This window comes from Enterococcus sp. S183_ASV_20 (genome assembly GCF_018919685.1).
Classification (GTDB): Bacteria; Bacillota; Bacilli; order Lactobacillales; family Enterococcaceae; genus Enterococcus; species Enterococcus faecalis.
The window spans coordinates 1-21166 of the sequence record NZ_JAHLRI010000036.1 but is presented as its reverse complement, the minus strand read 5'-3'; the positions used below and the strand labels follow the sequence as shown (position 1 = coordinate 21166).

Sequence of the window (21166 nt, the reverse complement as noted above, 5' to 3'; positions counted from 1 at the left end):
TCCTTCAGCACGCTTAGGATTAATCCCACTTTCTACCGAGAAATTACCTAACATAGCGCTAATTCCCTCTTTTGTATAGCCTTTTTTGGTAAGGTAGTCATACACTTGTTGTGCGCGTTTTTCAACACTTGCACCAGGAGAAAAATCAGTACTTCCAAGGATGGTTGTCTGTGTATAGGTTACTTTAGGAAAATAAAAGGCAGGATTGACCGTATACCATTCTTTTTTCACTTCGTCATATTTTTCATACCTGAAAGAGACCGTCTGATCTTTGGTGTTTCCTATAAACGATTCTACATCCACGGACATTCCTTTTCTTAACCGTTGATTGTTGACACCTTGAACAGTTAGTTTTGCTGTCTTTTCTTTTTCTAGTACAAATTGATTTTCTTTGGAGACGTCCTTAATTATGCCTTGCATTGGTGAGAGAAACGGTTGATTTGCTTCCAGTACCACGTCCATCCAATTGTATAGACTTATTTTTCCCTCTTTTTTTTCATAGCCGAAACGTCTATTCACAATTAAAGATTCTGTCTGTACAGGAAACATGAGTAAATCATCCAACGATTGATAGCCAAGCTCTTTTTTCACTTCTTGATAATTTTTGTATTGCTCCTCTTCAAGAAAATAGCCTGACTTTTTATCCGTCTCTAACTGATTCATGGTTTTTAATTGATAGTTTGGTTTTTTTCCATTTAAATCCGCCCACAACTCACTTAAAAAGGTTTCATACGTTTTTGTTCCAGTAGAAAGCATATCCAGCAGCTTAAAATCATCAAACCGATAATTAGTATAAAAGAGAACATCGTCAATCGCGCTGTAGAACTGGTCTTCGTCGTCGGTATGATCCGCATCAAGTTTTGTGAAATACGTCCAGGTCTCTGTTAAATCTCGTTCCTCTTGAACAATCGCAGGCTTTTGCGAACTAATAGCTGCCCCACTTATTAAAAAGATTAAAACAATTATTCCTAAAACGACCCAAGAGATAGGATTCTTTAAAATAAGCGCAGCTACTTTGACTGCAGACTTTTTTCCAGTAAACAAAGAGCGAAGTGCTCCTAGTCCTCGCTCTGATTTTTTTGCTACTTTTGCCATCTTCAACCGCATTTTTGAATTGCGAGCTTTCTTCATTAACTGATGCGGTAAGGAAAACTCTTTGGGTGTTCGTTGAAACCCTCGTCCTTTGGAAAAATTAAATAGTCGGTTTCCCATTCCATAGGAACCTTTGACCGTCTTTACCCCTACCTTTGTGGTGCTACGTGTCGCTTTTAAGCCCATTCGAAGATTAAATTTTGTTTGTTGGGTCTTTTCATACAAATTAACGCCTTCTTTTAAGGTATCTTCTTGTGCCACGCTAGAAAGGGCCTTTTGCTTCACTTCTCGTTTTAGTCCGCCTTTAACCTCTGCTTTCGCTTGATTTGTGACGCGTGTTGTATCCATTTTTTTGGTTCGACGATAGGCTTTTTTATAGGCAATTTTTTTCTTTTTTAATTCTAAGTAGTTCTTTTTAGCCAACAAGTGGTTGATGCTTTGTGCACGATCTCCTGTTTTGACCGTTAATTTGTGTTTTTGTAGCGCTTCTTTGTAACTTCTTTTTGACAACTTAAACTCATTTTTTGTTGATTTAAACGCTCTTTTTTGAAGCTTTGTTGCTTCTCGTGGACCTAAAGACAGATTTTTCTTTAGTTGTTCCGCTACTTGCGGTTTTACTTTTATTTTCTCTTTCCATTTTTCTTTTGATTCTGTCATCCCTTCACTTCCTAGCTAGGCGTCTGTATTCATAATTTCAAAAAGACGCGTGTTTGGTGGAATTGGGTTTTCAAAAGGCACAATGACGCCTCCAGCAGATATAATCCCTGTTCCTTGTGGAGAACGTGGGCCAATGAATTTTTCTAAAGCGGGTGTTATTTTTAAAATGTTAACCAACTGCTTCAAGTCTTCAGGCTTTTGCCGGAGGAAAAGTAAAAATTCACTATTGGAAACCATTTTTTTCCCCGCTTCCTTGTTTAATAAAGTTGCGGGATTTTGTGTGATTCCTGTAGTAATCGCGCCATATTTACGAATACGCGCCCAAAGGTTGGTAAACCATTCCGCTTCTTCTTCTGTTGTAAAATTCACTTGTAACTCATCAAAATAAAGTCTAGAGGTAACCTTTCTTTGCCCTGATACGACTTGTTTCCACAACTGATCTAAAATAACCTTCATCGCAAATTTCTTCAATCGATCATCCAATTTCTTCGTATTGAAGACAATGAATGACGAGCTTAAATCAATATTCGTTTGATGGGCAAAAATGTCTTGTGAGCCAATACAATAAGGTTCTACTTTTGTCGCTAATTCCTCCGCCCCTATGTTGTCTTGTTCTTGTAAAATAGAAAACCAATCCACCAATGTTGGCTCGTCTGTCTTCGTTTCAAATTTTTCATACGTTAATCGTGTCACGCGGTCAACAAGACCTGCGTCCGTATCTGTATAGCTTTTTAAAAGCGATTCAAACATGGTAGATAAAAGATTGGCTTTTTCTTTTACTAAGTCGATTCCCTGGTCTTCTTCGTTTAATAACTCTTTATCTACCATGCCTAAAATATTTAAGTGGTGGTTTGTTCCTGTAGAAATATCCAATATTTCTGCATCAAGTTCTCGACCAATCGGTAAATATTCGCTTTCTGGGTCTACTACGAAGAAACGATCCTTTGGATATTTTAATCGTGAAGAAAGGATTTCCCACTTAGTAGCCATCCCTTTCCCTGAACCAGATGTCCCAAAAATGAGCCCACTTGGTGTGATTAAGTCCCTCTTTCGGTCAATGGTAATCATATTTTTTGTTAACTGGTTACGCCCGTAGAATTGGCCCGTAGGACTTTGCAGCTCAACATTGGTGAAAGGAACTTGTGTCGCAAGGTTTGTGGTTGTCAAATCGCGCATATAGCTCATTTCAACATCTAAGTAAGGTTTTCCAATAGGTAAGACGGTGTTTAACGCTTCTTCTTTGTAATTATCCACTGTATCAAACACTACTTGCCAGGTTGTGCCCACATTCTTTATTGCATTGACTGCTTCATTTAATTCTTTTTCTGTCGTAGCTGTCACAAAGACAGAAAAAATGCCATTGAACAATTTTTGTCCTTCGTCTTTAATCCCTTTCATCAAGGACTCCGTCGCTTCTTTGATTTCTTTTGCTTCTCCTGATACAAAATCTTCTGATATGCCACTTCTAAAATTTTGTTTTTGTTGCTTTTGAATGGCCATGTCATTTAATGTTTTCTGTGCTTGAATCTTCTTTTTTACGGCGTTCATGTCATACGGCCGTGCGTGAATGCTGATTGCAAGCTCATGCCCTGTAGCACACAATTCCTTGATCAATTTATCTTCCAAGTATTTAGGGTATTGTTGAATCGTTAGAACCGCTGCGTAATTATCACCTAAGCGAAAATACGATTTATTATTTGGAAATTTAATTTTACTTGGAACAATAAACGCTTTAGACGTTAAGCCAGAAATAGCAATGTCTTGGTATGATGTGCCAAAATAAGCACCATACCGTAAGTAACTACTAAATAACGCCAGCCTTTCCAATCCATTCATTGGAGTAATCGCAAGATCGATTTGGTTCGATTCAAACCGATTTTTAAAATTCTGCATCAGATTTTCTAAATTTTTATTGGCTTGTTTCTTAGAATGACTGTTCGTTGTAGTAAAGATTGCATATTTTTCAACTTTAAAATTTCGCTCGTCTTGCTTCACTTGCTTTTCAATGATGGTATTAATTTCTTCTCGGTAGTTATCCAGATGATCTCCAGTGTATTCAAGCAACACTTCATCCATGATTGATTCTTCTTCTCGTTTGTTGATTACGACTAGTTGATACCGTGAATTTTGATCCAAACTATTTAATCCTTCCGCATAGCCCATCACTGTATTCAATTGCTCGTCTTCTGTAGCGATTTCATAATCTACTTCTCCCAGACGGTAACACTTGGAATATTCTTCTTCCACAATGTGCATTAAGCCTTCTTCAAATTGACTGGTATAAAAAATACTGTCTTGAACGGTTGGGTGTGCTTGTTGAAGCACTCGTTTTTTTACTTTTTTGTCAACGCCATTAGATAACGTCGGTTTCTTTGACTGTTTCTTTTTGAATAAATTCACTCTTTTCATACCTCCTAATTTTCCCTGTGCGAAAACTTCGGTCTTCATAATAAAAACGCAAAAGAAAGGCGCGTTTTTTTTCCTCCCATTTGTTCATTAATAAAAATACAGGATACCATCCTAGTAAAAAGGATGTAGCCAACGAACAAATTAGGAATGCCCACGTCGGAAGGAAAAACACTTCCAAAAGTAGAAGGAGAGTAATCCCAACTAAGCAAAGGTAAGCTTTTACTTCTCTTAGTGTGATTCCCCACACCTTTTTTTCAACCTTGGTTAAATCTTTATAGTATTCTGAACTAATGGCCATGTTACATCGCTCCTATCAATCGTTTTGCCAGTCCCTGGGAACCAACAAGTAAAAATGTGATGATTCCGTACTTAAATGCGACCGCGACAAATGTCATAATATTCTGTACGAGTGCACCCGCACCTTGCCAAATGCCCCCTTCAAATTTTGAAAGGGAAAGAAAATCATTGGCTGCAATCGTAGGAATCAATCCCAGTAATAACACCAATAAAATTCCTTGTAGCGCATAAGCCATTACTTGTTTGACAAACCCTATCGCAATTGAACGTAGTTCATCATGAACAAAGAAAGCAATTAGTATGGGCGCAAGTGCTTTAAGAATATACAATTGTATACCTCTCAAGAAAATAAGAATTTTGGCAACAACTTCTGACAACCATAGCGAAAAATACGCAATGGCATAGAACAACCCCACCAGTGGCTTTGCCCAGAAAGAAACTTTGCCCATCTTGGGAATGGCTCCGCCTACTGCTTGGGGCGCTAATACCGAGTTTACCCACTTTGCCCCTTGAATGGTAAACCATACAATCGCATCAATAAGATAGCCTGAGCTCATCACAAGAATGTAAGCAATGACATATTTCATTGCAAGGTCAGTAAGTACTTCTATGCTTAATCCACCATTTTCTGTTGGGAACTTTTTTTGCATATTCGAAAGCTCAATTAGAAATAAAATACTTAAAAGAGCGAGCCCTAAGGGAATTAGGGCTTTTGCAATTTTTTCCATGACCGCATTGGTTGTTGGATTGTATTCAGCTAACGTTTTAAATAATTGATCTGTTGTTCCTTCTCCAACTTGCATCCATTTGGCCTCCTTTTAAAATCGTATGCCATTAATTTGTGTGATGACATATGCGACCACTCCACCAACAGCTAATAGTACAGCTCCACCTACAACAATTTTTTCAATTCCTTTATCTGTTGTTCGTGGATCATCATTGGCCATACCTGAACGAATATCCTTAATACCGTACAAAATACCCATGGCAGAAACAATCCCAATGATCCCGCCAATTAATGTAACAATTTTGATTACTATGCTCATTTTATCTTTTCCTTTCTATTCTTCATTTTTACCAACCTTCGTCGGCTGCTTCACTTTCCTCGTATTCGTCGTTCTCTTCAAACTCTTCTAACGTAAGAAAATTTGTGACAGCATGTCTGACTTTTCCTTTATATTCTTGTTCTTCCACTTTAATGTAGACTTCTTTATTCTTCAGAAAGTCAAAGGTTTCTCGATTATAGCCAAAGTCAACGTCTGGAATTTCTACGCCGTTGTCTTGAATACTTGCTAAAAGATAACGTAAATTATCTTCCGTATAATCATTGCCAAACGTTAAATAAAATGCCCCTTTTTCTTCATTTTTTCCAATAATAGAAAGGACAAACATATCATTACCTTTTTTTGATTTTGTTCTATTTACTGTCGTAATCCGTGCAGCATGCGTGCCTAACTCAAACTCCTTAATTTGAGACTCTCTTTTTAATGGTCGTTCGTATTTCATAGAAATTTCCTCCTCAATTCTTATTCGTTAATCGTAAATTCTTTTTCTTCTGGAAGTTTTGTTACCCGGTAGCTATTCTCTTTCTTTTCTATGGACACGGTAATCTGTCTCGTTTCTGTTGCTTCTTTAGCCACTTTTAAGGTAACGACATACGTAAGGATCCATTGGTTGCCTTCTTTTTTTGATTCCCAAAGAAATAACGTTCTTATTTGTTCTTTAGACCCCTTAATCTCTTTGAGCACTCCTTCAGAAACATACTTTTTAACTTGCTTTTGCGTGGCTTTGTCACTCTCTTCACCAGAGTACAGACTGGATAAGAAAAACCGAGCAACAACATCCACTTGTGGTTGTTCATGCACTTGTTCTTGTAAATGTGTTAATCGTTCCTCTAACTTAGAATCATTTTGGCTCGTTGGTTTACTTTGAGAACCAAATGACGCACCTGTAAAAACACCTACTGCTAAAAATATAAGTAAAGCAACCGAGAAATAGCTATAGCGAGAAATTGTTGTAAAAATAGTTGATTTTTTTTGCTTTTCTTCTCTCTTTTTAGAGGGCCCTGTTGAGCGCTCTACTTTCTTCGGCTTATTACTCACATTTCTTTTAAACAAACGAAGGAATACTTCTAAATCTTCTTGTCTTACTTCCTCGTTGATTTCTACAGTCTGTACCATGTTTTGAAGAACAGTTTCCTCAACTACCGGCAAAGTCATTGTTTCTCTTACAAAAGCTTGTTCGTCCGTTACACTGTGATAGAGGTCGTACGTAATTAGAAGGTCAGCCATTGTTTCATTAAACTGGTCATTGATTTTTGATAACTCTTCAATGCCTTGTACTAGACTGATTTTTTTATTTAGAACCACCTCATTTAGTAACGGATGGCTTTGTTGCGTTGTAAATAAAATGAACAAGCAAAGCACCTCCTTCTCATCGAACTTTTGAAAATAAATTTCTTTCTCTAAGCTTTTTTCTTATTCTTTTTAAAGAAAAAGAATCCTGAGATTAATACAAAAAAGCTTCCCAATACAGAGAAAAGAAGTGTGAATTTCTCTCCTGTATGTGGCAATACTTTCATTTTTCCATCACTTGCTTTTACCTCAACGTTTCCGCTAGGTAAAACCTTATACGAGCTGCTAATTGGTTTTAATCCTTCTGGTGTTTTGGTTAACGGAACACCTTTATCTACTGCTACAATTTCTTCCCCAGCTTCTGTTGTAATTGGAGTAGTTGCACTTGGTACATGTGTTACCTCCGCTAAGTTGCTTGTTTCAATAGGAATACTTGGTTGTGTTCCTGCCGATTGGTTCGTTTTATCGATTTCTCCACTAGGTGTAACGACTACGTCTATTGGTTTAGTGGGCTGTTCAGGAGTTTTTGGTGTTTCTGGTTCTGCTGGTTTTTCTGGAATCACTGGTTGAGTTGGTTCTTTCGGTTGTTCTGGAGTAACAGGTTTTTCTGGTTCGCTTGGTGTTGTAGGCTCGGTTGGTTGACTAGGTTCTGTTGGCTCGCTTGGTTCAGTCGGTTCAACTGGCGTTCCAGGATCAATTGGCGTTGTTGGTTCTGTTGGCTTTTCTGGCTCACTCGGTGTTGTAGGCTCGGTTGGCTTGCTAGGTTCTGTTGGTTCAGTTGGTATTACTGGCGGTTCTGCAGGATCCACTGGCTCAGTAGGATTCGTAGGTTCACTAGAATCAGTTGGTTCGGTAATTGGTGGGGTTGCTGGATCTGTTGGTCCTAAATCGTCAGCGAATGCTGTTATACTTCCGACACCGAATACTAGTACTGCACTAAACAAGCTTGATAAAATAATTTTTTTCATTGTAATTTCCTCCAAATAATTTTTTTTATGATTTAATTGCTTTTTTTCTTTATTAACAAATTTTAACGAGTTTAAACTCATATAATTGTAGTAGTGAGGGAAGGGTCATTACTCCTTTTCTTCTGCTCACTACACTCGACTATCTATTTTTTTGTTCGTTTCGCAGTTCTTTTTCTGATAAAAAATAATCATGATAGGCTTCTCGCTTAATGCGTGTTTCAATGTAAAACATTGGGACTTCAAAAGTAGAGTTTTGTTCGAATCCAAATTTGCTTCTTTCGGTATCCACTTTCAGCGTTAATGTTTTTCCGTTTTTTAGTAAGTGGATAACATCGATCTCATGAATATTTTCAGGCGTTACTTGGTTATTTGTTAATAATTCAAAGGTTTTCCCTTTTTTTACTTTAATCATCAATAGGCGACCACGAAATCCTTGCCAACGAGTATTGACTTCTTTTTCCTGAATAGCTAACTCTTTCATTGCGACACTTCCTGTTCGTTCTTTTATTTTTTCCATCATTGTCCTTTCCAACAAAAAAGAGAAGCACGCATTTGGCTTCTCTTTACCTGTCTTCATTGCTTCATTATTTTTCTGTTTCTTTTCGTTTCAATCCAAACCATGCCAGTCCTGCAAGCATTCCTGCCCCTAGTACAGAAAGTAACGTATTTTCTTTCTCGCCAGTATGCGGCAATTCTGGCACCACACTTGCCTTTTCTACCACTAATGGCTCTACTGGTGCTTGCGGTGTTTTTGGTGCTGGCGGTACAATTACTGTTTTTTCTGGTGGCGTTTGTGGTTTTTCTGGGGTATGTGTCACTACCGTATTGGTTTTAATCTTCTCATTGTTGAAAGATTCTTCAATCGTGTTATAAACGTCTCCTGCCGCAATTCGTTCTACACCAATGAACGCTTTCCATGAGTGCGCAACGTGTTTGTTTTCTTTTAGATTCATCGCATCCAAAAAGGCTTGACTGGCCGTGATTTTCACTACCCCTTGTTCAAAGGTCATCGTGAATAGTTTCGAAATGTCGTCCCCTTTATTCACTTTGGTTCCGTCTGCTAAAACAAACGCTGAATTGGCAAACACAGACCATTGGCCACTAAATTTGTCATGTTTGACGTCTAGTTTGTCACTAAGCGACCATTCTTCCACAACACCAGCGTATTCTGCAGGAATGTCACTACTTGTAAATTCATAGAAGAATTTCTCCCCTAATTTGATTGTAGCGCCATTTTGACTTTGTTTGTCACCGACTTTAATAACCACGTCTTTTTTAGGGTTCACTTTTGGAATATGGTTGACAACGGTATTCGTTTTAATTCGTTGACCAAATGTATTTTGTTCCGCTGAATTATAAACATCCCCAGAAACATCAGCTTTGACTTTTGTAGGGAGTGTTACACGCAATTCTTGCCCACCATACGCTAGAATAAAGGCTTGTGGGTCTTTGGCAGAGATTGTCACCGTGCCTTTGGCATCGTCCCATGAGATCGTAAACTGGTTCGTAATGTCTACCCCTTTAGAATCTTTGACACGAAGGATGTCTTTGATTGGTGACACTTTCGTTTCGTCGTAATCATCGAAGAAAGAAACGCCTGTCGCAAGATCGACTGTGTCAAAAGCAAAGTCTTTATCGTACCCTTTTAAGTCCCAGGTCATTTCATAAGAAAGAACATCACCACGAGCCACTTTTCCATGGTTAATATCTTCCCCTTTTTTGTTGTGAACGGCTTTAGTTGGTTTTGGATCATCAGGCGTATGCGTCACCACCGTATTAGAACGAACAAGCTCTTTGTTGTAGTTTTCTGTTTGCGTATTTTCTACGTCACCTGTTTTGATCCGTTCGACTTCCAGATACACAGACCAAGCTTGTTTGCCTACTTTATTGCTTCCTTCATTCAAGGCGGCCAATAATGCTTGATTCATCGTAAACGTCAAGTCTTTATTGTCTTTGTTTTCTAAAAGAATGTAGGCAGAAATATCTGTTCCTGCTTTTAACGTTTTGTCCCCTACTTTAAGGTCATAGTTCGTAATAGCGTGCCATTTTCCTGTGAAACGATCATGGGTCGTGTCCAAGACATCATTCATGCCCCATTCTTCTGTGATTCCGCCATAGTTGGCTGGACGTTCAGAAGATTTCACTTCATAATAAATTTTTGTTTGTAACGGAATATCTTTATCATGTAGAGAAACATTGCCAACTGTACCGTTTTTATCTGCTTTTACATCTTTGGAAGGATTACTACCTGGCACATGGTTAATCACTGTATTTGTTACCGTTTCACCATCGTTTGTCAATTGAACAGCTGTATTTTCAAAATCGCCTTCTACATTTTTCACTACAAACGGCAAGACAAGTAAATATTTATACCCCATTGCTAAAACAACGGAGCCGTCTGCGTTGGTTTTCATCATTGCCGTGACGGTGTTTTGATCTAAATTAAGGTCATAAGAAGCGGTCACGTCTTTCGCTTTTCCTGAATTAATTGCTGCAGAAACAGCTTTTAAGTCTTTTTCGTTTAGACTTGCGTCCGCTTGATAAACTTTCACTTTGGATAAATCAATCGTCACTTTTTCTGCATCAAAGGTATCTCGAATCCCTTGTTTTGTTACTGTTTTTGGATCTACTTTGGCAAGTTCTGTCGTATCCCCTGTCACAATGTATTGTAAAGAATCGCCACGCTTCACATTTAAATCATTGATATTTTTCTGACCATCAGTGACTTCTTTGTTCGGAACAAGAACAGGAACCACATTGGTTTTGTATCGATTGAATTCAATCGTTGCTTTTTCTGGTTCTTTTGGATTCCCTTTCTTTTGGTATGGTCTAATTGATTTCGCATTTAAATTGGTACTAAAGGCAAACCATTGGGCACCAGATAGGTTGACTTTTCCTTTGGTTGTCATCCCGAAAGAGAAAGAAATACGTCCACCCTCTCTAGCTAGACCAACGCCAGAACCATAGTACGCATTTTTATGACCTACAGCGTCCCAATCACTATTTTTTAGTCCTGAAGGCCCTGTCCCATAATCAAGGTCTTCGGTTGAGTAGAATTTTCCATCCGCTTGTTTCTTCACGTAGGAACCATTAATATATTTGAAGGTATTTTTTGAGCCAAAGTCTGAAACAAATTCCGCATGTTCTACACTATAATTTGTTCCTAGACTAGAGTTTAATGACGATAACGCATAGGCAAAGGCATGGTCTTTCTCTGGTAAAACTTCTTTGCCATTAGCATCATATAATTTAATGGTTAAGCGAACTTTTACGTCCTTCCCATTGGCATTTTTAGTACCAACAAATGCAGTAATAATAGGATCGTTTGAAAATACTGCATTTAAGGTGCCGCTTTGACTTGGTGCAGATTGAAGTTCATAAATGAATTCTGCTTTTGTGATTTTTCGGTTTAAATAACTAGCATTTAAGCCTGTATACGTGACATTGACCGGTTTGTTTTTTTCTAAAAGAACCGCGTAGCCGCCTTTAGGACCAAACTCAACAGCAGCCACTTTTGAGCTTTGGAAGTTGCCTGTTGCTTTTCCATTCATATCCTTACTTAATTTTGTAAAAATATCTTTGGATTGTCCTTGGTTTACTTTGTTAAATTCGGAGGCTTTAATAAACTTGCCACCTGTAATCTTGTCTATTTTAGTATCCTTAGTCACAATGCTTGAATCAAAAACTAAGTCTTTGCTGATTGCTTCATTCACATAGCCTTTGTCATTTTTGTGTTTGTTGTATTCCGCCACTTCTTTTTCATAACGCTCTTTTTCCGCTTTGTTTTTTGCCGCAATTTCTGCATTTTCTTTGGCAATTTTTTCATTTTTGGCTTTTAATTCAGCCGCTTGTTGCGCAATCTTTTTCGCTTGTTCTTTTTGTAGTTGGTCTACTTCTTTTTCTTTTGCAGCTAAATCTTTAGAAGAAACGTTGCCTAAGTCTTCTGCTGGTTTTTCAACGACAGTAATGTTCGGATCTTTTTTCGCTTCATCAACTGCTTTGTCAACGTCTGGTGTTTCAAATTCTTTAGGAATGGACGTTGCTTTATTGGCTTCATTTTCAGCTGGTGCAACTTCTGTTGGCTGCCCTAGAGGTTCATTGGTTGTTTCAGGGCTGACTACTGGTTGTTCTTGTGCTGATTTTTCTGCTCCTACTGTTGGTTGTTGCACGTTTGTGGTATCATTTGGGGTAGCTGAACTCTGTTCAGCTCCATTTTTTTCAGACGCTACTTCTTCTACTTTGGTCGGTTGAGAAGTAGTGTCTTTTTGTACTGCAGATTCTTCAGATACTGCCGTCTTAGGTGTTTCCTTTCCTGACTGCAGGTCGGGGTTATCGGGTTGCACCATGGTTGTTTCTGGTTGCGTATCTAATTCCGCAGCTTGTACATTATCAGTAGCTAATCCTACAACTCCTAACACGCCTAGAAAAAGAATAGGGGCTACAACCCAGTGTTTCTTTGCCTTATACATTTTGAAGCGTTTCTTTACTTCTGTCTGTTGATTCATGTATCATTCTCCTCGATTTTTTATTTTTTGTTTGTAGAAATAGTTCACGCAACACAAGGGGCTCGTTGCTTTTTCATCATCACTTTCATTCCTCCTCACAAAAAGAGAACCGAAAGTTCTTCGATTCTCTTAGTTTTTTTGCGTTAAAAACATTTAACGTGCTATTATAATTGTGTAAAAAGTACAAATCACTTCTTTACAACTCTTATTCGTTTAGTCAGTCGGCGGAAAACGGCTGACTTTTTTGTTGCCTAAAATTTTATTGTCAGGTACTATTTAAGTGTCTCCATCCGAGACAATCCATTTATTTTTTGTTGACCAGCGGAAACTGGTTGGCTCCTAAATTTGGTAGATTCTTCTGCCTTTAATACGATCAGCCAACCATTTTGGTTGGCTATTTTTTTGTTTTTCAATTTATTCTAATAATTATAAAAAAAGGAGCGAAATTTTTCGCTCCTTTGACTTTCTTATTTAATTTTAAAGATATTTTTTACTTTCTTCTCGTTTCTACTAACAAAACTCATAATACCCGCAGCTCCAAACAAAGCAAATATCAGACCAGCTATAGCTAACCATTTATTATTTTTTTCTCCTGTATGTGGTAAAGAGTCTGGGGCTTTTGCTATCTGTTTCGTCTTACGAGATTCTGAATGTGTTAATGCTTGTGCTTTTGGATGTTCTTTTTGTTTAGAAAAAGATAACTGTTGGAGACCAGGTGTTTTATCAGCCGAAGTAGCACTTGCTACTACCATTTGTTTTTGTTCTCGTTCAAGCCGTTGTTGCTCTTTTGCTACTTGCTCTTGCAACGCTTCTTGTCGCTGCTGTTCGGCTTGTTGTGCTTCTAAGTCTCTTAATACGCCTTGGTACTGCTGTAGCTCTAACTTCGCATTAGAAAGGTCTTCTTGTGCTTGTGCATAAGCAAGTGTAGCAACAGCTTGTTGTTCTTTAAGTTCCTCCAATGATTTCAGAGAATTTTCATAGGCTTCTTGTGCTTGGACCACTGCTGCTTCTGCCTTGTTTAACTCGTTTAACGCTTTTTCGTATGTTGGTTGAGCATTTTCTAAACGAGACAATGAACGTGTACTTGTTTTAAGCGCAATTTGTTTTTGATTTAAGTTTTCTTTTGCTAAATCTAATACTTCCTTCAAACTATTCAATGTGTTTTCTTCTGCTTTTTGGGCTTCTTGTTTTTCTTTCAGCACTTTAGCAGACGTTTGTTCTATCGCTTGTGCGTCTGCAACTTTTGTTTTCGCTTTTTCTAAAACAGCAGCTCGATTTTGAATTAACTCATTGATTGTTACCAATTGATCTTTTGTTTGTTGAAGGCTTTTTTCTGCCGTTGCAGTTTGTCGTACTTTTTCTTCATAGTTTGTCGTACTCTTAGTCGCAACTGCTTGAAGATTGGCCAATGTCGCTTTATGAACAGATAGTTCTTTTTCTGCTGTTGCTTGTGTTGCTTTGGCTGTATTTAAGGCTTGCTGACTTACACTTTTTGCTTGTTGAGCGTCTGATTCTGCTTGTTTAGCAGTAGCTAAATTTTCTTGATTGGTTGCTACTTCTTTTTGAAGGGTTTCTTTACTCTTAAAGACTGGTGCAGTGCCTTCTTCATAGGTACTTGCTTCAACTAATTTTGATTGATTATAGCTAATGATATGGATTTTTGCTGAAATATCATTTAAATCTCCTGAAATAGAAACTGCCATGTTTGTTGTGTCCCCTTTTAGCAATGAATCTATATGAGAATACGCTGAACTTTCATCGTCAAAAAGCATATCAGCAATTGTTTTTCGAGCAGCTTTTTCAAACTCTAGTTGAGAAATAGTGCCATTAATCGTTTCAAAATAGCCCATACTTAGATTTTCATAAAAGTTTTGTCCTGGGAATTCTTTAAAACCATTTTCTTTTGCTGCACGATTGATCGCATTTACGTCATGATCAAACTCTTTTGGATTATCATATTTTGCTACATCCCAAGCAAATTTCATAGCTTGGTTAGAAATCTTCAACTTTTGTAACCCAAGCTTTTCGCGAACATCATTGATAAGTCCTACAACGTAATCGCTCATTTGTTGCTTTTGTTTTTCGGTAGGATTTTTGACATTGATCATTTCCGTTACTTTTGCCGCATCTGCTTGATTTTCAGGAAAAACTTTATTTAATGCTAATGCTTCTTTTTCCATTGCTTGCTTTTCTTGTTCAGTTAATTTTTTGTAATAATCAGGTGTGAAGTTAGCAGGTAAGTTAAGTCCTTTATGCCCCTTTAACTCTTCTTTTGAGCTATCTAAAGTATTCTGCGCTTGCTTTGTTGCTGCTTGCTTGTCTTTCAAAGCATTTTCTTTCGCAGTTAAGTCTGCCTGTTTTGCAGCTGTATCTGCTTTTGCGTCTGCTACTTTCTCTTGACTCGTTGTCACAACAGTTTGTTGGTCTGCAACTGCTTGATCGTCCTTCGTTTTTTGATCTTTAGCTTTGGCTTCTTCTTTCTGTTTGTTAGCCAATTCAGCTTCTTTTGCAGCTTGTTCGTTTTCTGCCTTTGCTTTTTCCGCTTCCGCATTTTTCGCTAATTCTTCAAGCTTGGCTTGTTCTTGTTTCGCAGCTGTTACTGCTTGTTGATCTTTTTCATTTTGCACTTTAGCAGCATTCGTTTCTTTTGCTTTTTCATCAACAACAGCTTGTTGTTGGTTAACGTCTGCTTGAGCTTGATCCACTACTTTTTGTTGGTCATCAACAGCTTGTGTATCCGTAGCCACTTGCTCTTTGGCTTTTTCAATGGCTGAAGGTGTTGCTTCATCCACGACTTTTTTAGCTTCGTCTACAACTGCTTGTTGGTCAGTCACTGCTTGTTGACTTTGATCCAATGCGTCTTTGTTTTGATTGACCACTGCTTGTTGGTCTTTAGCAGATTGATCAATGGTGTCTTTTTCTTTTTTCGCAGTGTCAGCAACTTGTTGTTTTTGATCGACAATTGCTTGTTTCTCTGTTACTTGTTGCTGTTTTTCAGTAATGGCTTGCTCCGTTGTTTGTGTAGCTTTCACTGTTGGTTGTTCTGAAGAAGCATTTTCAGGTGTTTTTGGTTGCGTTTGTTCTGCTGCCTGTACCTCATTTCCCCCAATACCTGCTACCCCTGTTGCGACTAAGATACTTAACCCTGTACTTGCAATCTTTTTCATGTTGTTTTCCTCACTTCCGATTTTTTTTATTATAAATGGGATACCCATTTTCTTCACGCCATTTTTTTAGCGTTTTTGCATCTACGTTTAGTCGTTCCGCTATTTGTTTGAACTGCAAACCACTTCTCTGATAAATTTCAAAAGCTTCTTTGGTAATTTGGTTATAATACTGTCTCACATCCGCAGTTTCTATTTTTTCTGCAAGCTCTTGAACACGTTTAAAACGCTCGGTGTGTTCTTTTCTATGCCAATCAGGGTCTTCATTCATTAATCGTAACATTTCTTTACGCCATATTTTCTGTTCTCTTTTTGTCATGCTCTCACCCCTCGTAAATTATCATAGCAAAAGATAACTACCCTGAAAAATAATACCCTGTTATTTCGTGAAATATGTCTCATAAGGAAACACCTATTGTTTACTGGTTTCAAAAAATCAAGTCTTTTCACAGGGTTTCTAGCAACCGTTACCCTAAACTCTAGGTGAGTCGGATATTGCTCACTACCAATAATTGGTAGGTCGTGGCAATCTCACCATGTACCGTAGCACACCAACTTCACAATCATTGTGTGGGTCTCCGTTCATACTGGAGCTTTTAGCTTTTCTCCTAGCGTTTAACGACACCCTGATGGCTTCTGTACCCTTGCCCCTTCATAGCTACGCTGATAAGCAAGGCAGCGGACTTCTCGCTGACTATTCAGTTGTAAAAAAGAAAGCGTTCTTCTTCTCGTTATCAGAAGATAGAATGTTTCTTTTTTGTTTGGCAACTTTGCTGGAAACCAGCAAACAATAGGTGTTTCCTGAATACTTTTGTTACACTTCTTCTTCGTTTAAATAATTCCAAATGGTAGTGAGTAACTGGTCAAATCGTTCGACAATGAATACGTCAACATCATTTTCTAGTAACCAATCCACTGTTATCTCCCAACTCGCACCTTTTTGCGCAGCTCGATACAGATGGCCTTGGAAGTCTTGCGGAATGACTAGTTTTTTCTTGTCCGAGCAGGCAACAACAAGAGCTGTAAAAGTTGTTTCATCCATTCCACAATTTTGTTCATAGGAAAATACTCGTATCACGTCTCCGTGATTTAGTTCTTCTGCATGGGTAATTCGTTTCTTTTCCATAGAGTCCTCCTTGTTCTATTTACTCAGTTACACTTCCTGTGGTATACTATTCTTAACATTTTATTCATTAATTTTTTCTTTCAATGATGCTTGTCAGCTAGCGGAAACTAGTTGACTTCTTTTTTATTCACTTTTTTTACAGGAACAAGGGTTAACTTGGTGGACCCTTTTTTTCGTTCAATGATTTTATTTCCATCTTTGTCATAACAAGAAATGATTTGACGAAGCAATGCTTTTGTGACACCCATTTGAGGAATTTCTCTATATTTCTTCCAGATCATTTTCCCATGTTCTAAAACCTGAACCGCTAGATAAAATCGCTCGTTTTCCAATACATAACAATTTCCTGTCTTTGTATGTATCCGATAGACCTTTTGTAAAATCATTGTACCCGTCACTTTTTGCTTCATTCTTGAACACCAGCCCTTTCTAAAATTTAGCGATAAAAACCAAAAAACGGGGAACATATACATGAACTGTATACGTTCCCCGTGTACTGCAACCATCATTCCACCATACAAAACAATTTATTTAAAGTAATCTTTTTCCTAGACCAATAAAGGAGTTTAAAAAGGTCTGGAAATTCACTTAAAAAAATGTTATAATGTATGTTGTAACTTATGTTGCAGTGTTCGAGAACCGAGTATAGTTCATGGGATCAGCATGAATTATTTAACTATCCTCTTGGGTTGGTAGCCCAAAGATAGTCGGTTCTTATTTTTAGTTACTTTTTTCTAGTTTCATGGTATAATTCGTATGTTGGACGAAGTCATACTACTAGTGGTGTGGCTTTTTTTTAAGAAACAAGAGTTAATATTAGTGCAAACAATAATGCAGCTATATGTTTTTTTTGTTGTTTCATTAAATTTACCTCACTTAGTAACTATTCATTACAGTTACTACTATAGCATTAAAGTTTACTCATTACAAGTATATGTATTTTAAAAAAGACGTTTCCGGGAAAAATAATTCATTTTTTATTTATTTTCTTTTTTTTGCCGATTTTCGTCATATTCAGAATACATTTATAGGAGTTGAATATATGCATTTAAATGAATTAATGAAAATACAAAGAAAAAGCGAGAAATTATCTCAAGCTAAGTTTTATGAAGGTATTTTTCAGCGTAATTCAGCAAGCCTTTTTGAAAACCATAATGAACATTTTTTAAAAATTGCTGATTTGCCAATTCTTGCAGATAGAAGTAATTTAACAATACCTGAAATAATTAGAACTTGTAATGAAGATTTTAAAAGTGTTTTTGATAAAGATTTAGAAACATATTATTTTGTTCTTTCAAAAATTCAACAAAATCCTGATTCAGAATACAATCAAGAACTCTACTCTCTTTATCAAAAATCTATACATGAAAAATTTACTTCGTTAAAATACATGAATTTATATTTACTTATAAAATTGCAAACCTCTAGTTTGATTTCAGAAATTATTCCTGTGGATAAACAAGATTTAGCTGATATAAAAAAGATGTTTTCATCAAGCAAAAGATTTGTATTGTATCACTATAAAATTCTTTCTAATCTATGCACTATATTCCCTTACTCTGATCTTCAGACATTGATAGAGCAACTATTTCCTTTACGTGAAGATAGTGACGAGCAGATTAAAGATACAGCTTGTTTATCCTTGTCTAATGCAATTGCTCTAAGTATATTTACAAAGGATTACAGTTCTTGCTTTATACTTCTAAATCACTTTGAAACTTTGTTATCAAATTACACTAGTTATAAATATAAATTAAGTTTCATAGCTTCAAGAAATATGCTTCTATACTTTACTTCTGGAGATATAGAGCATATTATGAAAGTATTCTCGTATGTTGAAATATTGAAACAAGTGGAAAGCCCTGAATATGTTGAGCAATTCCATAAAAACTTACAAACAATCATTTCTAAAAGTGATGATGAAAAAGCAAAACAAATATTTGGTGTTCTTGACGATGATGGACAAGTATTAGACCCCAAAAATTTTGACCACAAAAAAATAGATTAACTTAAAACCCAAAAAATAAGACATTAAAAATCTTATTTTTTGGGTTTTCCTATCCTTACAGTTAAAATAAATTCTTAATTATATCTAGTCCACCTATGATATTTCCAACAGTACCACCAATACTTGCTAAAATAAATACCAAAAATATTCTCAATACCCTATTTTTATATATTTTTTTTATTGATAGCAAATCTTCATCCATTGTTTGAAAATCATGAACTTTAGGTTTTCTGATGGTAGCTTCTACTATTGCAGAAAATACACCTATTGATACCATTGGTAGTAACGTTGCAAGTGGAGCAAGTACTAAAGAAGTAATAACCGTCAATGGATTAGCAAGTGCTAAGACAGTAAAGAGTGCAGCTACGCCGCCATTCCATATACCCCATCGAATGATTTGATTTATACCTATATCCATTCCTAAAACAAAAGAATAAATCAATAAACCAATAATTATTAAAGGTATAATACTTTCTAAAACCCTAGTTGACCAAAGTTTGGGTGGTAATCCGTCTAATTCCTCAATATTTGCTTTTCGATTTTCCTTTATATTTTTCTCAACTCCATTTAAGTGAGCTTGACCAATAACAACAACTATTTTTTCTCCTTCTTCATTTAGAATTTTTGTAGACATATATAAGTCTCTCTCAATTAAGAAAGATTCCCACAATTCAGGGTATGTTTGCTGTAATTGTTCAAATATAGGTTCAAAATTTTCTGAATTAAGAAGTTTCTTCATTTCTTCTTTAGAATCTTCTGCTCCTTCTAAAACTTTACCAAAAGCATGTGGGAAAAGAGCTTTTTTTCTTAGAGGTATCAACCGCCAAAAACGTTTAAATGTAACTTGTGAGTCTCTATCGACTAAAGCTAATTTAGCCCCAATTTTTTCTGCACTATTCACTGCTTGGAAAAATTCTGCTCCTGGCACAGAATCATTTATTTTTGCCAAATGTTTTTGAATTAAACTGTATATTACACTTGAGATCAAAACTATTAATTTTTTTTGTTTAATTACTTGAACAATATCTGTATCTGACCATTCATCAGGATTCATATATTTATTGTACCTTGTTTTATCCCATTCTAAACAAACAGTATCTGGACTTTCCTTTTCAATTACCTCTTTTACCAATTCTGCACTCTCTTTAGATATATGAGAGGTTCCAACAAGTATAATTTCTCGTTTATCTAAAAAAATTCTACGTACTAATTCCATACTTCCTCCTCTAATTTTGTACCATCATTTTTTTGTAATCATATCTAGCTCCAACAGGGTGAATCACTAAGTTCCTTATTGTATTTTTTTGAAGTCGAGCTATTCCCACTTGAAACACGGGTATAACGCCCGCATCATCTATCACTATCTTTTCTGCTTTTTTTAATTCCTGCCAACGTTTAGAGGAAGTGTCTTTAATCAACTCATCGTAGTTTTTATTAGAATATCCACCGTGATTCAATGGACTATTGGTTTCAAAGTTTGCTAAAAAACTAATAGGGTCTGCATAATCAGCTTGCCATCCGCTTAGACTTATCGCAAAATCTTTTTTAGTCAAACGTTCCATAAATACATTAGCAGGTACTGGTGTGATATTAACTTTCAACCCTTCTAAGTTTTCTTCTAATTGACCTTGTAAAAATTCTCCTGCTTTTTTTTCAAACTCTCCGTCACCTACTAAAATATCTAGTTCTAGTTTTTCAGAGACACTATCTTTACTTTTGACAGTTTCCCAATAAGTTCTTGCCTGTTTTTTGTTATACTCTACTAATTTTTCATTGGCAAAATCCTTTTTTGTTTTTGGATTATAAGCCATTTTTTCAGGCACAACACCAACAGAAGGAATAGATCCATTATCTAATAATTTTTCGACTAAGCTATCTCTATCAATTGCATAGCTAATCGCTTTTCGGACATTTTTATTTTTTAAAAGTTTATTCTCTCCAGTTTGGTTCATTTCTAAAAACATCGTATTCGCCATTAACGTTGTTGAATATTCTTTATCTTTTTTGTATTGTTTCGCATATTCTCCCGCAAGTGGCGCATCGTCCAGTTGTCCGTCATTATACAAATTAATTCCTGTATTAATTTCTTTGACAACTTGGAAATTAATTTTATCCATAGAGACATCTTTTTTATCCCAGTACTCTTTATTTTTAGAAATCGTCCACTTATCAGAAGTGCCTACCCCCTCTAAAATTGTTAAGTTAAATGCCCCATTTGTTACAATTGCTTTTTTAGAAGTACCATAGTCTTTCCCGTACTCTTTAATTGCTTTCTGCTGTACTGGATAGTAAGCCGTTAAGGATAACAGATCAGTAAAATAAGGTGTTGGTTCAACTACTTCAATTTCTAATGTTTTCTCACCAATACTTTTCACTGCTAAAGTATCTTTTACTTGTTTTCCTGAAGCAATTTCTTTGGCATTTTTTATAGCAGAAAACAGTTCCACATTTGGAGAAGCTGTTTTAGGATCTACAACTCTTTGCCACGCGGCCACAAAATCACTAGCAGTTATTTGTGTACCATCAGACCACTTAGCGCCATCTCTAATCACAATGGTATAAGTTTTGCCATTATTCGATACTTTT

The 21166-nt window shown here is 36.5% G+C and carries 17 protein-coding genes; 1 reads left to right on the top strand and 16 read right to left on the bottom strand.

Annotation, left to right across the window (positions count from 1 at the left end):
- The 14 genes from KQI94_RS11345 to KQI94_RS11280 all read right to left on the bottom strand — a co-directional run.
- On the bottom strand, nucleotides 1-1749 hold a 1749-nt coding region (locus KQI94_RS11345), incomplete at its 3' end, for a phage tail tip lysozyme (protein WP_216454431.1).
- Between the two features lie 15 nt (nucleotides 1750-1764).
- A complete protein-coding gene (locus KQI94_RS11340) occupies nucleotides 1765-4149 on the bottom strand; it encodes a TraC-F-type conjugal transfer protein (RefSeq protein WP_174091595.1) in 2385 nt (794 codons plus the stop codon).
- Nucleotides 4103-4456 carry a PrgI family protein gene (locus tag KQI94_RS11335; RefSeq protein ID WP_010714733.1) on the bottom strand — a complete coding sequence of 118 codons (354 nt, stop codon included), beginning with the start codon at nucleotides 4454-4456 and terminating at the stop codon, nucleotides 4103-4105. The genes KQI94_RS11340 and KQI94_RS11335 overlap by 47 nt, the downstream gene beginning before the upstream one ends.
- 1 nt (nucleotide 4457) lies before the next feature.
- The gene (locus tag KQI94_RS11330) at nucleotides 4458-5258 is read right to left on the bottom strand and encodes a type IV secretion system protein (protein ID WP_010714609.1); all 801 of its coding nucleotides are present in this window, start codon (nucleotides 5256-5258) and stop codon (nucleotides 4458-4460) included.
- Between the two features lie 15 nt (nucleotides 5259-5273).
- Nucleotides 5274-5501: a hypothetical protein gene (locus tag KQI94_RS11325; RefSeq protein WP_010714608.1), complete on the bottom strand. Its 228-nt coding sequence runs from the start codon at nucleotides 5499-5501 to the stop codon at nucleotides 5274-5276.
- A 28-nt stretch (nucleotides 5502-5529) separates the two neighbouring features.
- Nucleotides 5530-5961 (bottom strand): hypothetical protein, encoded by a 432-nt coding sequence (locus KQI94_RS11320; RefSeq protein WP_010714607.1) that lies wholly within the window; start codon nucleotides 5959-5961, stop codon nucleotides 5530-5532.
- Between the two features lie 20 nt (nucleotides 5962-5981).
- Entirely contained in the window at nucleotides 5982-6881 is a 900-nt protein-coding gene (locus KQI94_RS11315; RefSeq protein WP_108095635.1) for a type III secretion system protein PrgD, read from the bottom strand.
- Between the two features lie 38 nt (nucleotides 6882-6919).
- Complete coding sequence (prgC, locus tag KQI94_RS11310; protein WP_108168236.1) at nucleotides 6920-7777, bottom strand: pheromone response LPXTG-anchored adhesin PrgC; 858 nt, start codon at nucleotides 7775-7777, stop codon at nucleotides 6920-6922.
- Nucleotides 7778-7916: 139 nt separating this feature from the next.
- Complete coding sequence (locus KQI94_RS11305) at nucleotides 7917-8294, bottom strand: PrgU family protein (protein ID WP_010714690.1); 378 nt, start codon at nucleotides 8292-8294, stop codon at nucleotides 7917-7919.
- A gap of 67 nt (nucleotides 8295-8361) precedes the next feature.
- Nucleotides 8362-12282, bottom strand: a complete 3921-nt coding sequence (locus tag KQI94_RS11300) for an LPXTG-anchored aggregation substance (protein WP_216454429.1) — start codon at nucleotides 12280-12282, stop codon at nucleotides 8362-8364.
- Between the two features lie 467 nt (nucleotides 12283-12749).
- On the bottom strand, nucleotides 12750-15449 hold the full coding sequence (gene sea1, locus KQI94_RS11295; protein WP_216454427.1) for a surface exclusion protein SEA1/PrgA: 2700 nt from the start codon (nucleotides 15447-15449) through the stop codon (nucleotides 12750-12752).
- 10 nt (nucleotides 15450-15459) lie between these two features.
- Nucleotides 15460-15765, bottom strand: a complete 306-nt coding sequence (locus KQI94_RS11290) for a hypothetical protein (RefSeq protein WP_010714381.1) — start codon at nucleotides 15763-15765, stop codon at nucleotides 15460-15462.
- Between the two features lie 495 nt (nucleotides 15766-16260).
- Nucleotides 16261-16572 (bottom strand): hypothetical protein, encoded by a 312-nt coding sequence (locus tag KQI94_RS11285; protein ID WP_010714382.1) that lies wholly within the window; start codon nucleotides 16570-16572, stop codon nucleotides 16261-16263.
- 107 nt (nucleotides 16573-16679) lie between these two features.
- Nucleotides 16680-16982, bottom strand: coding sequence for a hypothetical protein (locus tag KQI94_RS11280; protein WP_010714383.1), 303 nt, complete (start codon nucleotides 16980-16982; stop codon nucleotides 16680-16682).
- Between the two features lie 632 nt (nucleotides 16983-17614).
- On the opposite strand from KQI94_RS11280, the gene KQI94_RS11270 reads away from it, so the two are divergent.
- Nucleotides 17615-18580 carry a hypothetical protein gene (locus KQI94_RS11270; protein WP_010714384.1) on the top strand — a complete coding sequence of 322 codons (966 nt, stop codon included), beginning with the start codon at nucleotides 17615-17617 and terminating at the stop codon, nucleotides 18578-18580.
- Between the two features lie 61 nt (nucleotides 18581-18641).
- Here the strand turns inward: KQI94_RS11270 and KQI94_RS11265 are convergent, their stop codons facing one another.
- Together KQI94_RS11265 and traC are read right to left on the bottom strand one after the other, a co-directional pair.
- Nucleotides 18642-19796: a TraB/GumN family protein gene (locus tag KQI94_RS11265; protein ID WP_010714385.1), complete on the bottom strand. Its 1155-nt coding sequence runs from the start codon at nucleotides 19794-19796 to the stop codon at nucleotides 18642-18644.
- Nucleotides 19797-19806: 10 nt separating this feature from the next.
- Nucleotides 19807-21166 (bottom strand): peptide pheromone-binding protein TraC (traC, locus tag KQI94_RS11260; protein ID WP_216454426.1); only part of this gene is annotated, 1360 nt, incomplete at its 5' end.

What these genes read in the sequence shown, in the direction of transcription:
- KQI94_RS11325 (WP_010714608.1), bottom strand. Translation starts at nt 5,501, where the DNA reads ATGAGCATAGTAATCAAAATTGTTACATTAATTGGCGGGATCATTGGG.
- KQI94_RS11285 (WP_010714382.1), bottom strand. Translation starts at nt 16,572, where the DNA reads ATGGAAAAGAAACGAATTACCCATGCAGAAGAACTAAATCACGGAGAC.
- KQI94_RS11305 (WP_010714690.1), bottom strand. Translation starts at nt 8,294, where the DNA reads ATGGAAAAAATAAAAGAACGAACAGGAAGTGTCGCAATGAAAGAGTTA.
- KQI94_RS11320 (WP_010714607.1), bottom strand. Translation starts at nt 5,961, where the DNA reads ATGAAATACGAACGACCATTAAAAAGAGAGTCTCAAATTAAGGAGTTT.
- KQI94_RS11270 (WP_010714384.1), top strand. Translation starts at nt 17,615, where the DNA reads ATGCATTTAAATGAATTAATGAAAATACAAAGAAAAAGCGAGAAATTA.
- KQI94_RS11265 (WP_010714385.1), bottom strand. Translation starts at nt 19,796, where the DNA reads ATGGAATTAGTACGTAGAATTTTTTTAGATAAACGAGAAATTATACTT.
- KQI94_RS11330 (WP_010714609.1), bottom strand. Translation starts at nt 5,258, where the DNA reads ATGCAAGTTGGAGAAGGAACAACAGATCAATTATTTAAAACGTTAGCT.
- KQI94_RS11300 (WP_216454429.1), bottom strand. Translation starts at nt 12,282, where the DNA reads ATGAATCAACAGACAGAAGTAAAGAAACGCTTCAAAATGTATAAGGCA.
- KQI94_RS11335 (WP_010714733.1), bottom strand. Translation starts at nt 4,456, where the DNA reads ATGGCCATTAGTTCAGAATACTATAAAGATTTAACCAAGGTTGAAAAA.
- KQI94_RS11290 (WP_010714381.1), bottom strand. Translation starts at nt 15,765, where the DNA reads ATGACAAAAAGAGAACAGAAAATATGGCGTAAAGAAATGTTACGATTA.
- prgC (WP_108168236.1), bottom strand. Translation starts at nt 7,777, where the DNA reads ATGAAAAAAATTATTTTATCAAGCTTGTTTAGTGCAGTACTAGTATTC.
- KQI94_RS11280 (WP_010714383.1), bottom strand. Translation starts at nt 16,982, where the DNA reads ATGAAGCAAAAAGTGACGGGTACAATGATTTTACAAAAGGTCTATCGG.
- sea1 (WP_216454427.1), bottom strand. Translation starts at nt 15,449, where the DNA reads ATGAAAAAGATTGCAAGTACAGGGTTAAGTATCTTAGTCGCAACAGGG.